At 62.8% G+C, this 14,900-nt stretch carries 14 protein-coding genes; all 14 read right to left on the bottom strand.

Annotated features, from left to right (window positions below):
* Positions 1-47 precede the first annotated feature (47 nt).
* Positions 48-1,169 (bottom strand): acyltransferase family protein, encoded by a 1,122-nt coding sequence (locus tag ABB33_RS01415; RefSeq protein WP_056930877.1) that lies wholly within the window; start codon positions 1,167-1,169, stop codon positions 48-50.
* A 139-nt stretch (positions 1,170-1,308) separates the two neighbouring features.
* A complete protein-coding gene (locus ABB33_RS01410) occupies positions 1,309-2,742 on the bottom strand; it encodes a hypothetical protein (RefSeq protein ID WP_056930876.1) in 1,434 nt (477 codons plus the stop codon).
* Positions 2,743-3,007: 265 nt separating this feature from the next.
* The gene (locus ABB33_RS01405) at positions 3,008-5,359 is read right to left on the bottom strand and encodes a secretin N-terminal domain-containing protein (protein ID WP_082594930.1); all 2,352 of its coding nucleotides are present in this window, start codon (positions 5,357-5,359) and stop codon (positions 3,008-3,010) included.
* Positions 5,356-5,811, bottom strand: coding sequence for a hypothetical protein (locus ABB33_RS18370; protein ID WP_152984912.1), 456 nt, complete (start codon positions 5,809-5,811; stop codon positions 5,356-5,358). The genes ABB33_RS01405 and ABB33_RS18370 overlap by 4 nt, the downstream gene beginning before the upstream one ends.
* Positions 5,808-6,464: a hypothetical protein gene (locus ABB33_RS01400; RefSeq protein WP_152984911.1), complete on the bottom strand. Its 657-nt coding sequence runs from the start codon at positions 6,462-6,464 to the stop codon at positions 5,808-5,810. Before ABB33_RS01400 ends, ABB33_RS18370 begins: the two co-directional genes overlap by 4 nt.
* Positions 6,457-7,530, bottom strand: a complete 1,074-nt coding sequence (locus ABB33_RS01395) for a hypothetical protein (RefSeq protein ID WP_152984910.1) — start codon at positions 7,528-7,530, stop codon at positions 6,457-6,459. Before ABB33_RS01395 ends, ABB33_RS01400 begins: the two co-directional genes overlap by 8 nt.
* A complete protein-coding gene (locus ABB33_RS01390; RefSeq protein WP_152984909.1) occupies positions 7,472-8,479 on the bottom strand; it encodes a type II secretion system protein GspK in 1,008 nt (335 codons plus the stop codon). The genes ABB33_RS01395 and ABB33_RS01390 overlap by 59 nt, the downstream gene beginning before the upstream one ends.
* A gap of 49 nt (positions 8,480-8,528) precedes the next feature.
* A complete protein-coding gene (locus ABB33_RS01385; protein WP_056930871.1) occupies positions 8,529-9,134 on the bottom strand; it encodes a PulJ/GspJ family protein in 606 nt (201 codons plus the stop codon).
* The gene (locus ABB33_RS01380; protein WP_056930870.1) at positions 9,131-9,553 is read right to left on the bottom strand and encodes a PulJ/GspJ family protein; all 423 of its coding nucleotides are present in this window, start codon (positions 9,551-9,553) and stop codon (positions 9,131-9,133) included. The genes ABB33_RS01385 and ABB33_RS01380 overlap by 4 nt, the downstream gene beginning before the upstream one ends.
* On the bottom strand, positions 9,540-9,971 hold the full coding sequence (locus ABB33_RS01375) for a prepilin-type N-terminal cleavage/methylation domain-containing protein (protein WP_082594929.1): 432 nt from the start codon (positions 9,969-9,971) through the stop codon (positions 9,540-9,542). The genes ABB33_RS01380 and ABB33_RS01375 overlap by 14 nt, the downstream gene beginning before the upstream one ends.
* Positions 9,943-10,419, bottom strand: coding sequence for a type II secretion system major pseudopilin GspG (gene gspG, locus ABB33_RS01370; protein ID WP_211260854.1), 477 nt, complete (start codon positions 10,417-10,419; stop codon positions 9,943-9,945). Before gspG ends, ABB33_RS01375 begins: the two co-directional genes overlap by 29 nt.
* Complete coding sequence (locus ABB33_RS01365; protein WP_056930868.1) at positions 10,406-11,608, bottom strand: type II secretion system F family protein; 1,203 nt, start codon at positions 11,606-11,608, stop codon at positions 10,406-10,408. The genes gspG and ABB33_RS01365 overlap by 14 nt, the downstream gene beginning before the upstream one ends.
* Position 11,609: 1 nt before the next feature.
* Positions 11,610-13,325: a GspE/PulE family protein gene (locus tag ABB33_RS01360; protein WP_056930867.1), complete on the bottom strand. Its 1,716-nt coding sequence runs from the start codon at positions 13,323-13,325 to the stop codon at positions 11,610-11,612.
* A gap of 52 nt (positions 13,326-13,377) precedes the next feature.
* On the bottom strand, positions 13,378-14,748 hold the full coding sequence (locus tag ABB33_RS01355; RefSeq protein ID WP_056930866.1) for a pyridoxal-phosphate dependent enzyme: 1,371 nt from the start codon (positions 14,746-14,748) through the stop codon (positions 13,378-13,380).
* Positions 14,749-14,900 lie beyond the last annotated feature (152 nt).

Here is a 14,900-nt window from a genome sequence, read left to right as displayed (position 1 = left end):
CGCCTGCATCCTCCGCCCCGAGTCGAGTATGGCCCGGCAGCTGGTATTCACCGCCGATGTGGCAGGGGCTGAGCTTTGCTTATGGACGCACGCGCTCCATAGCGGATCCATCGCCAAGGGCGCTCAAACAGCAGAAAGGACGCCATGGCCACCAGCAATATGCAAACCAAGATGAGAAGAAGACCAAGCCATCCCCATGCGCGCGCACCAAGGGCATCAGCGACCTGCAGCACTGGCATGTGCCATAGATATGCGCTGAAACTAACCACACCCAACAGCCGCATGGGAACGCAGGCGAAGAATCGCCTAAGCGCCCCATCACCCCACAAGACTGCCAGCAGCAATAGCGCCCAGCCAACGCCAAATGTCGTGAACCAGCGACTGTTGAAGCCTTGGTCGAACTCGCCCCCGGTGAGCAGAGCCCACAGCGATGGGGTGATGAGCACGAGGCAAGCCAGCAGTACCCAACCAAGCATGCGCCAACCAAGCCGCCAGCGGGCCAGCTGCGGCCATTCCTGCTGGATCCAGGCCGCGGCAACACCACACAGAAATATCACCAGATAAGGGCCAAGCTGTACGCCATTGACAGGTGCCAACGTAGCAGGCCAATACCATGTAGCCAGCAGCATCAGTACGATGAGCAACGCCAGACCTGACCAACGGGCCCCTGCGCGGCCGTGCATCGCCCGCAGCGCCAGCACGATCAGAGGCAACCATAGGTAGAAGGTGAACTCCACCGGTATCGACCAGAGCACGCTCTGCCCTGCGCGCAGGGTCAGATGATCAACGAGCGCGGCAGTGTCGATCTTGTAGTGCCAAGGAACGCCCGCGCGGCTCAGTATCCAGCTGAGTAGCAGAACAACCAGATAAAGCGGCCATATCCGCAGCACCCGGCGAAGAGCATAGTCGATCCAGTAGCTCGCACTGGACAGCCCTCCAGGTGGACGGGCCAGCATCATGCTGGACAGCAAGTAGGCACTAAGAACGAAGAACAGGTAAACACCACTCTTGCCGGTACCCGACAGATTGGGCAATGGGAGCCAGCCGTCATTGGAAAGGTGCGAGCCGATGACGATCAGCACCGCCAATCCACGCAGCCCGTCCAACGCCAGCACATGCGCCGGACCTGCCGCCGCCTGCAGAAAGAAAGCCCCACCCATCTTGCCCATGCGTCACTGGCCCTTGATCAGATCGCGCTGCAGAATAACGTGATCAACACCTTCCCCGCCGCATTCAAGAGGGCAAACCAAAAAAAAAGAAAGGCCCGCCGAAGCGGGCCTTTCTGTATTGCTTCAACCAATCCGGAGATTAGTTGGTGCCCGGGCGAACCAGGACGTGGTTGCTGATCGAACCCTTATCCGGGTTGACGATCTGGTACAGACCCTGGATCTGGCCAGTCGGGCCAGCCACGTTCACGTTCAGAGTGCCACGCGGGGCAGCATCAGTGGAGAACACGGTCTTCAGGTCATCAATCACCTTGGTGCCATGAGCCGGAATGGTGCCGGTCACAGTGCCAGCGGTGGCATTAACACCCGTCTCGGTCATGATCGAGATGGTGTAGGGGCGCGCAACAGAACCGGTGTTGGTCAGCACCAGGCGGCTGATCCAACCACCCGGGGTCTGCACCAGCGGAGCCTGCAGCTCAGTACCGTTACGCACGATGCTGCCGAACTTGACACCGCTGATGTCATTGACCTTGTAAACGGTCGGAGCGGCCGCAACAGCCTTCAGGGTGGCGACGTAGTCGGAAACCTGAATCTGGTTCGAACCGTTGACGGTCAGGTCGAACTCAGCCCCCGAGAAGCCGGTGCTGCCGACGGTGAACGAGGCCGAGGTCGAGGACAGAGTAGCGGCGTTGGCGCCGTTCAGCTGAGCGCGAGCCAGTGCGCCACCCGTGTAAGCAGCACCGGTGGCATTGGCGGCCAGGGTGTAGTCACCGGCAACAGCCACCGAGGTGGTCGGGGCCAGCAGGGTGGCGAGGGCGATTTCGGTACCGTCGATCTGGAACGGAGCGTTCTGGGCGCCAGCGCCATCCGGATCACGCAGGCGGTACGCGATCGAAGTGAGCGAACTACCCTTACCCATCGACGCAGTGGTGGCGGTGGTGTAGGTATCCGGCAGGAAGCGGCTGAACGACGGATTGGCCTCAACGTCGGCGGTGTGCGTGGTGGCACTGGCAACCAGCTCATAGCTGGGAGCGAACACCAGGTACGGACCCGAGAAGCTGGTGTTGGCGATCAGACCCGGGGTACCGCCGGCCTGGGCCTGCGACGGCTGATCGTACATGCCGACCGAGCAGTTCACGTTCTGGTCGGTGCCCGTGATGTCATGGTCACCGGCGAGCAGCACGGTATCGGCCTCGACGACGTTGTTGGCCGGACCACCGACGGAGGTGATCGAGAAGGTCAGCACGTTGGTGCCGAGGCCGTTGATGGCACCGATATTGCCGGCAGCGGGGTCGCTCAGGGTAACGGCGGTAGCCGGATCGAAAGCGATGTTGTTCGAGCACTCAACGCGGACGTAGCGGACTTCGGTCTGCGAGAAGTTGTAGCCGATGTTCCAGGTCAGCTGCGTAGCGGGCGAAGCCGAGGTGGTCAGGGTGACCGGAGCAGCCGGAGTCGCGATGATTTCCTTGGCGAAGTACGCCGGGACGACCGGGCTGGCCGACAGGTTGGCAGCTGCGGCATTGCCTGCGAACAGGCCGCCGATGACAGCAGCGACGAGAACCTTCTTGTTCAACATGTTTGAAAAACTCCTAAGCTTAGGTTTGTTGTTTGTATACAACAGCTTCACTGGACACCACACGCCGCTCGCATGCACGTGCCGGCGCCGGCACTTGGTACCTGGAAGCATGCTCAGGAATCCCCCTGACTCATTGCCCCCCGGCACCCTTTCTGCGCATGCCTTTACCCGTGCGCAGTCCCCAGTGCAGCAGAACTATAGGATGGGGTTAAGCCACCGTCAATAGTCCTAAATGCGACGGGATAGCGCCTTTTCTCGTTCATATTTATTGTTCCGGCTGCACGTCAGGCCGCGCCAGTGACTCCGGAGCACTGGACTCTCCGGAGCGCAGAGAGGCAGGCTGGCGGCGCATGCCCTCGCCCCAGCTCTCACCGGCACCAAAGCGGCTGCGGATGGCATCGGTGATGGCACGGGTCTGCGCGGCGTCTTCCACCACATAGGGCGTGATGAGCATCAACAGCTCGGTGCGCGTTCCCGTCTGTTTGCGACTCTGGAATGCCCGCCCCAGGATCGGGATGTCACCCAGCAGGGGCACCTTGGTCTTGCCGTCGCTGCGATTGCTGGAGATCAATCCACCGAGCAACGTGCTCTCACCGTCAGCCAGACTCAGACTGGTCTTGAGCTTGCGACTGAATACACTAGGCGATGAAATTTCGCTAGTGTCGGTAGGCGTGGCCTCGCTCACCTCCTGACTGATCTTCAAGTCCACGCGCTGACCAGAGTGGACCACTGCTTCGATGTCCAGCAGCACGCCAGTCTTGCGGTACTGCACCGATTGCAGGATGGAACTGTTGCCACCGGTACTGGGCAGGTCGGGCGCGGTCGCCTGACTGGTGATGATTGGAACTTCCGTACCTACATCGATGCTGGCCGACTCGCCACTCTTTACCAGAATGCGCGGAGTGGAAAGGATCGAGACGCGACTATCCTTGGCAAACAAATTGAGGATCGCCTTGACCTGGCCTGAGGACGACAACCCCTGCCATACCAGACCGCCACCACCCGTACCTGCCAACCCCTGCAGCGCCGTGACTGGACCAGACATGCCATTGATGCTGATGTTGCGTAGCGCCCACTCAACGCCGTGACTGAACTCGTCGGTCATGGTGACCTCGGCCACGGTCACTTCGATCACCACCTGTCGCGCCGGCTGATCCAGCCTCGCGAGAACCCCCTGAATGGCACGCCAGCGCTGCGCCTCGCCTTGGAAGACGATCACATTACGAATGGGATCCACTGCCACCTGGCCATTCTGGCCAGAAATGGAGGTGCTTGCATTACCTGTACTGTTGCCCGCCCCTCGAGACGCAGCCATTTCACCGCCTCCCGCAGCAGCCTGACCAGGCCCGGCACCGGTAGTGGTACGTGGCGTGCCGCCCCCGGCACCCGCTCCGAGCAGCGACTGAAGCACCGGCAGCAGCGTCTCCACTGTCGTATGCCGCGCAGCGTACAAGTACATGCCACCGCCAGCGCTGTCCTCGCTGGGCTGATCCAGCCGGTCGGCCCACTCTTGCGTCGCCTTCAGCGCCGCTTCGGATTCGCTGAATACAAGAAGCGCGTTGGCCGAGGAAACGGGCACGAAGGTCACCACGCCGTTCGTGCCAGGCCCACTCTTGACCGCAATGCCTTGACCAGCGAGCACATCGCGCAGCTCCTTGGCCAGCAAATCTGCGGGCAGGTAAAGTGGATTAATGCGCAATGATCGCTTGCCGATCAGCCCTCCCCCGTCGAGAGTCAAGACAGCACTCATGGCCGCGCGCACCGCATCTCCAGGACCACTGATGAGCAATGCGTTGGCATCGGCCAGCTCTGTAAAACTAACCTGATGAGCACCAAACAGGCCACGTACCTGAGCTGCCACGGCGCCGGGCTGTGAAATTTCCAAGGGCATGGCGACAAACACCGTGCGCTGGCCAGCCGGCACGTCCGGCAGCGATCGGGTGGCAATCAGGGCAGGAAGATCACCACCGCCACGCCCCCCCTGATTCGCCGGCTGGAACTGCAGCACACCTCCCAGCTCGTTGATCTTGACGCCATATGCCGAAAGGACCTCTTGGGCAATGGTGTAAGCCTTCGCCGGTGGCTGAGGTTCGGTCAGACTCAGGCTCAGCAGTTCCGGTCGGGAACGCAGCGATTGGTCAATCTGCACGCCAAACCCCAGTTCCATACCGAACACGACGTTGATGAAGGACTCTATAGAGACTCCCTCGAGCACGATCGCGACCGGACGCTTGCGCGGAATTACATCTGGCACCGGACTTGGGGCCTGCTTCACCTCAGCCGCCGATGCCGCAGCCCTCGGGGGAGCAAGGACAGGCCCTTCCTCTACCAGCGGTCGTTTACGAACAGCGGTGCTCTCCCCCTCCAGCACTTCATTGCTGCCCGCCATTTCCTTGGGCGGACGCAGGGGTTCGGGAAACTTCACCGCGGTACTGGCGCAACCGGCCAGCAGGCTGAGCAGGAAGACCCCAAGAAAAGCGTGCCAAGCAGCATGCCGGCTGCTCGAAAGGCCCCCATGCGACCGATTCATCATGCTGGTACTCACCATATTCGAAGCTCGCGCAAAGGTGCGCCGGATGCGGCCAACCCGTCCCGGACGACGCTCGGGAAAGATCATTGCCCACCCTGGAATTCATTGAAAATCTCACGCTGCTGCCGCTTGCCTTCGGCATCCAGCCAGACGATACGGCGACCACTTACCTGCAGCACATGACCGCCATCCGGCAAGCGGCCTCCGGCACGAAGGCGAACTACACCGGTGCCGTTGACCTGGAAGATGGCCGTATAGTTCCGACCGTCCTTGGACACTCCTACCGGCATCGGCGGCGGCGGGGCGGGGGGAGATGCTTCCACGGGCGGTGCAGGAGGCGCTCCCCAAGGAGCGCGCTCCTGCCATATTGCACTGGCGGCGAGCAGGTCATCATCGCCACTCCAGCCGTCGCGCCACGCCTGCGCCTGCAGCTCCAATGGCCGCACGGCAGTCGGAGAGGCACCGAACCAATAGCTGGAGCCAGCACCCAGAAGCAAGGCCAACAGAATCACAGCAAGTGTGCGCAGGTGGGATCTCATCGGGCCAGGTCCGCTGCATCGGGATTATTGGTGGTGGATTCCTGCTGATTAGACACTTGCTGCAGCAGGTGGCCGTCGACGGCGGGCACGCCCTTGCGGTAGTAGCTGCGAAGCGTCACCACCACGCGCGGCGCCTCACCCTCGCCAATCTCAATCCGCTCCACCTGTACCCAAGGCAATGCCTCAGCCAGCGAGTGCATGAATGCCTGATGGCCGAGATTCGGAAGATTGCCCTCCAGCCGCGAGATCACCTGCCACATGTCCGGATAACCATCCACGTCAACGGTGTCCTCTACCTTCACACGAGGCTCGCCAATTTTCTGCTCAGCCACCAAGTGAGCGAGCCACGCCTGAGACTCGGCTTGGGCCATACCCTTGCCGGCGACCTCAGGGATTGTCCCGGTAACGGTCTGCAGCAATTCGGCGACCTTGCCCGCACGCTCCGGCCACCATACTTCCTTGCGCACCCCCTCAAGGCGAGCCAGCATTTCCATGTCGCTGGCATAAGCTTTCATGCGCTTTTCCACTTGGTCCGATAGCAGGAACCACCCCTGCATGCCGAGAATGGCCAAGATAACCATTGCGCCGTAGCGCAGACGAGGATTGCTGCGCCATTCATCGCGGAGCAGCTGCCACCGACGACGGTTACTCATGGTCGCCCCCCTTCGCTTCCTCGGCATGAGTCACAGGCAATTCGAACACCAGTTGCATCGCGCCGTTGGCCAGAGGCGTCACCGTGACGTCGGACAGGCGATCACTCCCCTCGAATGCAAGGACGAAGGCCCGCGGATCGGCTTCGGCACTGCGCAAGATGACTTGCAGCTTGCCCGCCTCCCGTTTCCAGGAAGCAAACTTGCTGTTCTCAGGCAAGCGGGTGGCCACATCAGCCATCAGCACGTAATCGTCGTTCGGCGTACGCAGAGCACTGAGGTGCTCCAACTCTGCCAGAGCCTGCTCGGCCTGTTCCCTTGCTGTCAGCAGCGGCCCCACTTCCTCGCGCAAGCGCTCCACGCGGACGGACAACTGATCTCCGGCCGCTTGCCAGCGCAGCAGGGAAAACACCTGCCATGCAACCCCAGCAGCCAGAATGGCGAAGAGCAGCAGCCATACGGTCTTCTCATCAAGCAAGTCCATCAGTTGCTGTGCCCAACTGGCTTCACCCCAGGACTTGTTCGACCACGGCAGGCTAGTCGGCGCGGGAACGTCCTGGACTGTAATCGGATCCAGCCCAGTGGAACGTACAAAGCGCAACCACGCCTCATGCGCAGGCAACTGCTCCCACCACTGGCTGCTGGCAAGGGTTCCGTTCTGCCAGAATTGTGCCTCGTACCCCTGCGAGAGCCTGAGCAGACGTACACCGTCAGAGGCCGGGGGGGCCAGCAGCAGGGTTTCCGGTATCCAGCGTCGCTGACCTGCCGCGTTATGCTCGTCGGCCTCCGCAGCCGTCCAGAACCAGAAGTGAGCTACGCCCCCTGTCCAGGCCACATATGAGCGCGCGGAGGACGAGGGCATGTGCCGGGCCAATGCCAGCTTACCCGCCTGCATGCGCTTGCGTGCCGGCAGCGCCCGCAGATCCTCACGCCGGTACTGGCACTCGCCCCGGCTTACCACCCATTGCTGGCCTCCGAATGGACCACCACGCGAAACGCTGCCCTGGTCATCATTCACCAGGCGTCTTGTCGGCAAAAAGAGGGCTGCCAGTTTGTTCCACAGGTTCATTGGGTGAGGGGCGGGCGATGGGATAGGCGGCCAGGATCGACCATGGGCCCTGCTGGTCCGCAAGGGGCGTCAATCTTACATGCATCCGCCAGCCCGCGCCCGTGCGCCTCCACAGGGTGATCCGCACGGTATCGTCGGCCACATAGCGATAGTCCAAGGCATCGTCACCCGGCACTCGGACGGCCAGCCGGCTCTGCAGGTCGAAAGTGGACGTGAAGGGGCGCAGGCGCCGCTGCTCAACGAGTCGCCGACAAGTCTCCGGGCAACCCGGAATACGTAGCGGCAGCAAATTTTCGGGCATGGTGTTGGGGTTTATGCCTCCGGCGTAGTAGGGCGTGAGGTGCTCGATCATGGCAGAGAGCTTTTCCGGCGGCAGGCTACCCCATCCCAATACCATGGCTAGCTCACCTGGAACCAGAAGACGGCGATTTGGAGGCGGCCTATGCCCCTCTCCCTCGTATTCACGGACCTCAGCTCCATTGACTCGCGCCAGGTCATCGGAATCGATGTAATCCAGCAGGGTATCGCGCAGCCGCGCCCATTGCTCCGGCCTGACGCCATACAGATTGAGGAATCGATCCAAGTCTGACGGATTCGGCCAGACTACAGCGAACAAGCCTGCCTCATCCTGCAGCGAGAACGCGGTACTTGCCAGCCCCTTGTAGGGATGTCCATCCAGCCGCAACTCCCCCCCAATTGGCTCACGGGAAAGGCCACCGAACTCGCTGAGCCGGCGATAGGCCACCTCAGCGTCACTTAACGCTCGGGTGGGCTGGCCAGCCAACGTTTTTTCCCTCGTCGCCATTAGGTACAACAAGGTGTCCCGCGTCTCATATAGAGAGGCCTCATCCTCGAACTGCCCACGCGCCACCTGTGCGTCCTGGACCTGAGAGACTGCCCACAATGTCATCAACGCCACGGCGATGGTGATACCGGCGAGGATCCACAATGTGACGGCGAGGATGAAGCCACGGGCCCGCACCCTGCCCGGGGAGCGATCACATGCCACTGGCGCCGTTCTCTTCCAAAAGTTTCATATCCTCCGGATCCATGCCATCGGCTATGACAGGCACCAGCCAGTCGAGGGACCCACGTGCAGTGCTGGCGGTGAACCGGACCATTCTAGGCGGCGACTTGTGGTCCTTCCATTTCCATTCGTCCACCCAGGCTCCGCCCTCGTCCAGATACGAGAAGGCCGCGTCCTTCAGGGGGCCTTTAATGATCACAACATCCGGCACTGTCACGTCGGCATAGTGCAGGCTGCCGTCCTCTAGCCACCAGCGCACACCTGAGAACCCCTGCGCCGCCAACGGCGATGGCGTCGAATACTCCAGCGACTCGCGATTCCCCAACGCCCCTTCACCCAGCTCTTCAAGGTCCCGCTGCAGGCCAGCCACCGTCTCCCGGAACCACGCTTCCTGCAGACCGGCAATGCGATTTTCACCGTCGAAACGCAGCAGGCGGGTACGCAGGCTCATGGCCTGCCCCAGGGCCTGCATCAGGATGGTAACCAGCAGGGACACGATCACCAGGGTGACGATCGCCTCGAGCAGGGTGAAGCCGCCCTGGCGTGCACCGGATGTGCAGAGGCTTGCGGCACTCATAGCTGAGCAGGCTCCCTGACCTGCTTGTACCCCACCTTGCGCAGTTGGAAGGAAGCGGAGACGCCGTCCTCGCCACGGACATCAACGGTCACGTCATATAACCCCACCTGGTAGAGACCTGCCTGCAAATAGCCAGTCATCGCATCGCGGGGCGGCTCGACGGGCTTCGACTTCCATTCAAGCACCATTCCACCAAGTCGCTTCTCGCCACTGGGAGTCTGCCCGGGGTTCACGACCTCCATCCAAGCCAGGGCATTGCGCATGGCGGTGTCGCTCTTGCGCGCGTCTTCTGCCCTAAGCGCCATCTGGATGGACTGGTTCATCGCCGCGAACAGGGCCAGCCCTGCGGTGGCGACGATCGCCAGCGCGACAATGGCCTCCAGCAGGGAAAAGCCTCTTGGCGGCTCAAAGCGGCGCATCGGAAATCCTGCAATCAGGCGTACCCAGCATCCAGCGCTCCTTTCCCTCCAGCGTGGTGACTTCAAGCTGTGCCGGTGCACAGTAGCCGTTGGCGGCGACCCGCAGCCGATCAATCACCTGGACACTCCAGCCCTCGGGGAGTTCAAGGCCGGGGATGGACAACGCATGCCCCTTGTCAACCGCCAGCGGCGTGCCGTCGCGCCTCGCTAGCAGGGGCAACCGCTCCAGCTGCCTCACGGCATCCGCACGTTCGCCGCTGCGGCTGATGGCGTCCACAGTGTTCTTCAGGCGCGGGGCGACCAATGCCGTCATAAACGAAATCAGCGCCAGAACGACCAGTAACTCCAGCAAAGAGAAGCCACCGTCCCAGGCCCTTGTTGCCGAACTGTCACTGTCCCTGCGGCAGGAAGCCCACATCTGTGTCGTTGCCTTCGCCACCGGACTTGCCGTCGGCTCCAAAGGAATAGATGGCGAACGGCATTCCGTCGCGCCCGGGAATAGCGTACTGGTAGGGATTGCCCCAAGGATCAGCCGGAACCCTCTCATCCAGATAGGGGCCACGCCAACGCGCCTTAGAACGATCGTCCGCCGGTGCGGTGTAGAGCACGGCCAGACCCTCCTCGGTGGTCGGCAGGCGCCCTACCTCGAGGCGAAACGTCTCGATCGCGCCACGCAGCAGGCGGGTCTGGGTTTCGGCCACCTGCACCTTGGAGCTGTCGACCCGGCTGAACAGACGCGGGCCAACAAGGCTGGCGATGAGGCCGATGATCACCAGGACCACCAGCATCTCCAGCAGGGTGAAACCCCGCATGCGTCGATATCCGCGCAACTTCATCTTTTTCTCCGGATCTTCATAGTGGAACATCGTTTACGCTCGTGATCGCAAGAATGATCGCCGTCATGATCACGCCGACCACGACGCCGATAAGGATGATCGCCAATGGCTCGATCAACTGCAGGGCGCGCTTCATGCGATCGCGCCCCGTTGCTTCATACAACCCGGCCAGCGCCGACAGCAGCTTGGGCAGTTCGCCGCTGGCCTCGCCCACCGCTACAAGATCATAGCCAGTGGGGTTGAGCGCCCGGTGTTCGCGGAGGGCGGCCGACAGGGTCATGCCGCCCTTGACGCCCTTGACCACCGCCGAAAGCCGGTTGCGCAGGAAACCGAAGCGCACCGCCGCCGCCGACAGCCCCAGCGCACGCACCAGCTCGACCTTACCCTCCAGCAGGGCGGCCAATGTGCTGGCCCAGCGGCCAACCTCCGCCTCCAGCACCCATTCTCCAACGACGGGCAGCTTGATGAGCGTCTCGGCCAGTTTTTCCCTGAAACCGGGAAGGCCGAACAGCGCACGGGCCACCGCCGCGACGGTGATCAACGCGCCGGCTACCCACCAGGCATGCGAGCTGAGCCACACCCCGGTACTGATGACCCAGCGCGAAAGAGCGGGCATGCTCTCCCCGTGCTGGGTCAACAGGCCACCGAAGCGCGGAACGACCCACATGAAGATGATGCCCACGGCCGCCACACCCGAAAGCACCAGCACCGCCGGATAGATCATCGCTCCGGTCATTTCCTGGCGGACGCGTTGGTCGTATTCGAACTGGCGGACACCGCCACGCATCGACTCAGCCATGCGTCCCGTCGCCTCGCCGGCCTGCATCAACTGGTGCAGGTACTCGGGTACGGGGAGCTTGGATTCGCGCAACGCCGTGCTGAAGCTCTCACCCCGGCGCACCGCCTTCTCCATCGAGGCGAAGGCATTGGTCAGGGACGGATGGTGACTGGATTTGGCCAAGGAAGAGAGACAGGTCACCAGACCGACTCCCGCCTCCAGCAGCGCGGTGAACTCCTGCAGCACGAGCTGCAATTCGCGCGTCGAAGCGGTCTTGCGCCGGCTGGACAGCGAACGTCCCCCCTTGATTTGCTTCATCGAGTAGGGGGTCAATCCCATGGCCGCCAGACGCCGAGCAGCATCCACCTCGGAGGAAGCGTCAACGGCACCGGTCAACTTGCTACCGCTGCGGTCGAGGGCTTCGTAGCGGTACTGCGACATGTCACTCATCGGACGCCAGACCGCCGGTGACGCGCACGACTTCTTCCACGGTGGTCAGGCCGGCACGCGCCTTCAGCAGACCATCGTCGCGCAAGGTCCTGCCCCCCTGGGCATTGACCAAGCTGCGCATCTTCTCGGCAGTCGCGCCCGCGATGACCAGTTCCTGCAGCTCCGGGGTCACGTCCACCAATTCGTAGATACCCAGCCGTCCTCTGTATCCCGTACCTTGGCAACGTGGGCAGCCTACCGCCTCCTTCCAGCAGGCCTCGGCGTCTTCGCCGGCAAGTGGGCCCGCCATCTGCTCGAATACCGGCAGTACCGCGGCGGGACGGCTACAATGCGGACACAACCGGCGCACGAGGCGCTGGGCCTGTACGGCGCGCACGCTGGTCGCTACGAGGAACGGCTCAAGGCCCATGTCGACCAGGCGCGTGAACGCGCTCACCGCGTCGTTGGTATGCAGGGTCGAGAGCACGAGGTGACCTGTCAGGGACGACTGGACGGCAATCTCCGCCGTTTCCAGGTCGCGGATTTCGCCGATCATGATGACGTCAGGGTCCTGGCGCAGGATGGCGCGCAGCGCGCGCGCGAAGGTATAGCCTATGTCCGAGTTGGCCTGGATCTGGGTGACACCCTCCACCTCGTATTCCACCGGATCCTCAACGGTGATGATCTTGCGGTCCCGCTGGTTCATTTCCTCCAGCGTCGCGTAGAGTGTGGTCGATTTGCCCGAGCCCGTCGGGCCCGTCACCAGGACCACGCCATGGGGCTCGGCAGCCCAGGTGCGGAACAAGGCAAGGTCGCGCGCGGAAAACCCCAGCCGCTCCAGGCTCAGATCGTCCCGTTCCTTCGGCAGCAGACGCAGCACAATCGATTCGCCATGGACGGCAGGCACAGCGGAAGCACGTACGTCCACCTCTTGGCCGCTAACGCGTACGCTAAGCCGCCCGTCCTGAGGCAGGCGGCGCTCGGCAATGTCCATCCCAGAGATCAGCTTTACCCGAGAAGCAACCGCAGGGTATCGGCTGGCCGGGAGGACCATACGCGTATGCAGGATCCCATCCGTACGCAGGCGCACGTTGAACACCGACTCTTCCGGTTCGATATGAATGTCCGAGGCGCGCTGGTCCATTGCCTGGGCAAGGATATTGTTGACCAATTCTATGACAGGCGCCTCCTCCGCGAGTTCACGCAGATGGCTGACGTCATCGTCCAAGTCCATGTCGCCACGGGAACGGGAATTGCCGACCATGTCGATCAGCCTTTCCGTCTCCTGCGAGCGTGCCAGGCGCCATGCCCACGTCTGCCCAAATGCCTTGTCCAAGGCCTCGTTCACCAAGGGATCGAGCGGGTCCCGCGCCACGGCAAGCACCTTGCCTTCGGCGAGCTCCCAGGCGACCACGCCGTTGTCCAGCCACCATTCCAGGCTGTAACCGGCGCCACTGAGCACCGAGCGCACGTCATCGCCGCTGGCCGGCCATTCATCGCCGCCAAGCACCGGAATGCCCAACTGGTCGGACAGTACCGGCAACAGGGAATCCTCCGACAGCGCTCCCAGCCGCACCAGCACACTGCCGATCCGGCCACCGAATTGCGCCTGGAAGGCCAGCGCCTTCTGCACGTCGCCCGCGCTGATCAGTTGCCGGTCGATCAGCAACTCGCCCAGCAGGAGATACTGCGACGCTGTTGTATGGCCCGCCTGCACACTGTTCTGCATTGTCGTCCCAGTCACTCGAAGGTCCAGACCTGTCGTTCCACACGCGCGGCGGTCACTGCACCCGCCGCCGCAGGTAGTTCAGCAGGTCGATGCGGGTGATCAGGCCGAGGAAATCGGCGCCGTCCATGATGATGGCGACCTGGCCGCGGTCGAATACCGGCAGCAGCGCCTCGATCGGCGACTTCACGTCCAGGCGGTCGAGTTTGCTGACCATGGCGATGGCCACCGGGTCGCGGAACCGCGCCTCGTCGCCGTAGACATGCAACAGCACGTCGCTCTCGTCGATGATGCCGACCAGGCGGTCGCCATCCATCACCGGCAGCTGCGAGACGTCGTACAGCTTCATGCGCTGGTAGGCGGTGGTCAGCAGGTCGTTGGGGCCGACCACCACGGTGTCGCGCTGGCTGTACGGGCGCAGGATCAGGTCGCGCAGGTCACCGTAGCGCGGACGCTCGAGGAAGCCGTTGTCCAGCATCCAGTAGTCGTTGTACATCTTCGACAGGTACTTGTTGCCGGTATCGCACACCAGCACCAGCACCTTCTTCGGGGTGGTCTGCTCGCGGCAGTACTTCAACGCCGCCGCCAGCAGGGTGCCGGTGGAGGAACCGCCGAGGATGCCTTCCTTGCCCAGCAGCTCGCGCGCGGTGTGGAAGCTCTCCGCATCGGTGATGGCATAGGCCTTGCCGACCCGGCTGAAATCGGAGATCGACGGCAGGAAATCCTCGCCGATGCCCTCCACCAGCCACGAACCCGACTTCTCGTTGAGCGTGCCTTCGTTGATGTACTCGGCCAGGATCGAACCGACCGGGTCGGCCAGCACCAGCTCGGTCTTCGGCGACAGCCGGGCAAAGGCGCGCGACAACCCGGTCATGGTGCCGGAGCTGCCGCAGCCGAACACGATGGCGTCCAGGTCGCCGTCCATCTGCTCGAGGATCTCCGGGCCGGTGCCGAACTCGTGCGCGGCCGGGTTGTCCGGGTTGCCGAACTGGTTGACGAAATAGGCGCCCGGGGTGCGCTCGGCGATGGTCTTGGCCAGGTCCTGGTAGTACTCGGGGTGGCCCTTGGCCACGTCCGAGCGGGTCAGCACCACCTCGGCGCCCATCGCCTTGAGGTTGAAGATCTTCTCCCGGCTCATCTTGTCCGGAACCACCAGGATCAGCTTGTAGCCCTTCTGCTGGGCGACCAGCGCCAGGCCCAGCCCGGTGTTGCCGGCGGTACCTTCCACCAGCGTCGCGCCGGGCTTGAGGTCGCCACGCTTCTCCGCCGCCTCGATCATCGACAGGCCGATGCGGTCCTTGATCGAACCGCCCGGGTTGGCGCTTTCGAGCTTGAGATAGAGCTCGCAGACGCCAGTATCCAGGCGCTGGGCCTTGACGATCGGCGTGCGCCCGATGAGTTCAAGTACGGAGGAGTGGATTGCCATCGATATGCTTGGGATCGCGCCGCGCGGCGGCCGGAGCCCGATTATCCGATGGATATGCGCGAAAGTCAGGCGACGATCGGTTCTTGGATCATTGCCAGCGCGCCTTTGCGCAAGCGGCGCGGGCAATGGCGACCGACGAGGAGGCCGCCATT

This window comes from Stenotrophomonas acidaminiphila (assembly GCF_001431595.1).
Lineage (GTDB): Bacteria > Pseudomonadota > Gammaproteobacteria > Xanthomonadales > Xanthomonadaceae > Stenotrophomonas > Stenotrophomonas acidaminiphila.
This window is presented reverse-complemented; position numbering and strand designations above follow the sequence as displayed.

Excerpts from the sequence above, each read along its gene's own strand:
- ABB33_RS01400 (WP_152984911.1), bottom strand. The coding sequence starts at position 6,464 with ATGAGTAACCGTCGTCGGTGGCAGCTGCTCCGCGATGAATGGCGCAGC.
- ABB33_RS01410 (WP_056930876.1), bottom strand. The coding sequence starts at position 2,742 with ATGTTGAACAAGAAGGTTCTCGTCGCTGCTGTCATCGGCGGCCTGTTC.
- ABB33_RS01395 (WP_152984910.1), bottom strand. The coding sequence starts at position 7,530 with ATGAACCTGTGGAACAAACTGGCAGCCCTCTTTTTGCCGACAAGACGC.
- ABB33_RS01365 (WP_056930868.1), bottom strand. The coding sequence starts at position 11,608 with ATGTCGCAGTACCGCTACGAAGCCCTCGACCGCAGCGGTAGCAAGTTG.
- ABB33_RS01385 (WP_056930871.1), bottom strand. The coding sequence starts at position 9,134 with ATGAGTGCCGCAAGCCTCTGCACATCCGGTGCACGCCAGGGCGGCTTC.
- ABB33_RS18370 (WP_152984912.1), bottom strand. The coding sequence starts at position 5,811 with ATGAGATCCCACCTGCGCACACTTGCTGTGATTCTGTTGGCCTTGCTT.
- ABB33_RS01355 (WP_056930866.1), bottom strand. The coding sequence starts at position 14,748 with ATGGCAATCCACTCCTCCGTACTTGAACTCATCGGGCGCACGCCGATC.
- ABB33_RS01360 (WP_056930867.1), bottom strand. The coding sequence starts at position 13,325 with ATGCAGAACAGTGTGCAGGCGGGCCATACAACAGCGTCGCAGTATCTC.
- ABB33_RS01380 (WP_056930870.1), bottom strand. The coding sequence starts at position 9,553 with ATGCGCCGCTTTGAGCCGCCAAGAGGCTTTTCCCTGCTGGAGGCCATT.
- ABB33_RS01405 (WP_082594930.1), bottom strand. The coding sequence starts at position 5,359 with ATGATCTTTCCCGAGCGTCGTCCGGGACGGGTTGGCCGCATCCGGCGC.
- ABB33_RS01375 (WP_082594929.1), bottom strand. The coding sequence starts at position 9,971 with ATGTGGGCTTCCTGCCGCAGGGACAGTGACAGTTCGGCAACAAGGGCC.
- gspG (WP_211260854.1), bottom strand. The coding sequence starts at position 10,419 with ATGTTCCACTATGAAGATCCGGAGAAAAAGATGAAGTTGCGCGGATAT.
- ABB33_RS01415 (WP_056930877.1), bottom strand. The coding sequence starts at position 1,169 with ATGGGCAAGATGGGTGGGGCTTTCTTTCTGCAGGCGGCGGCAGGTCCG.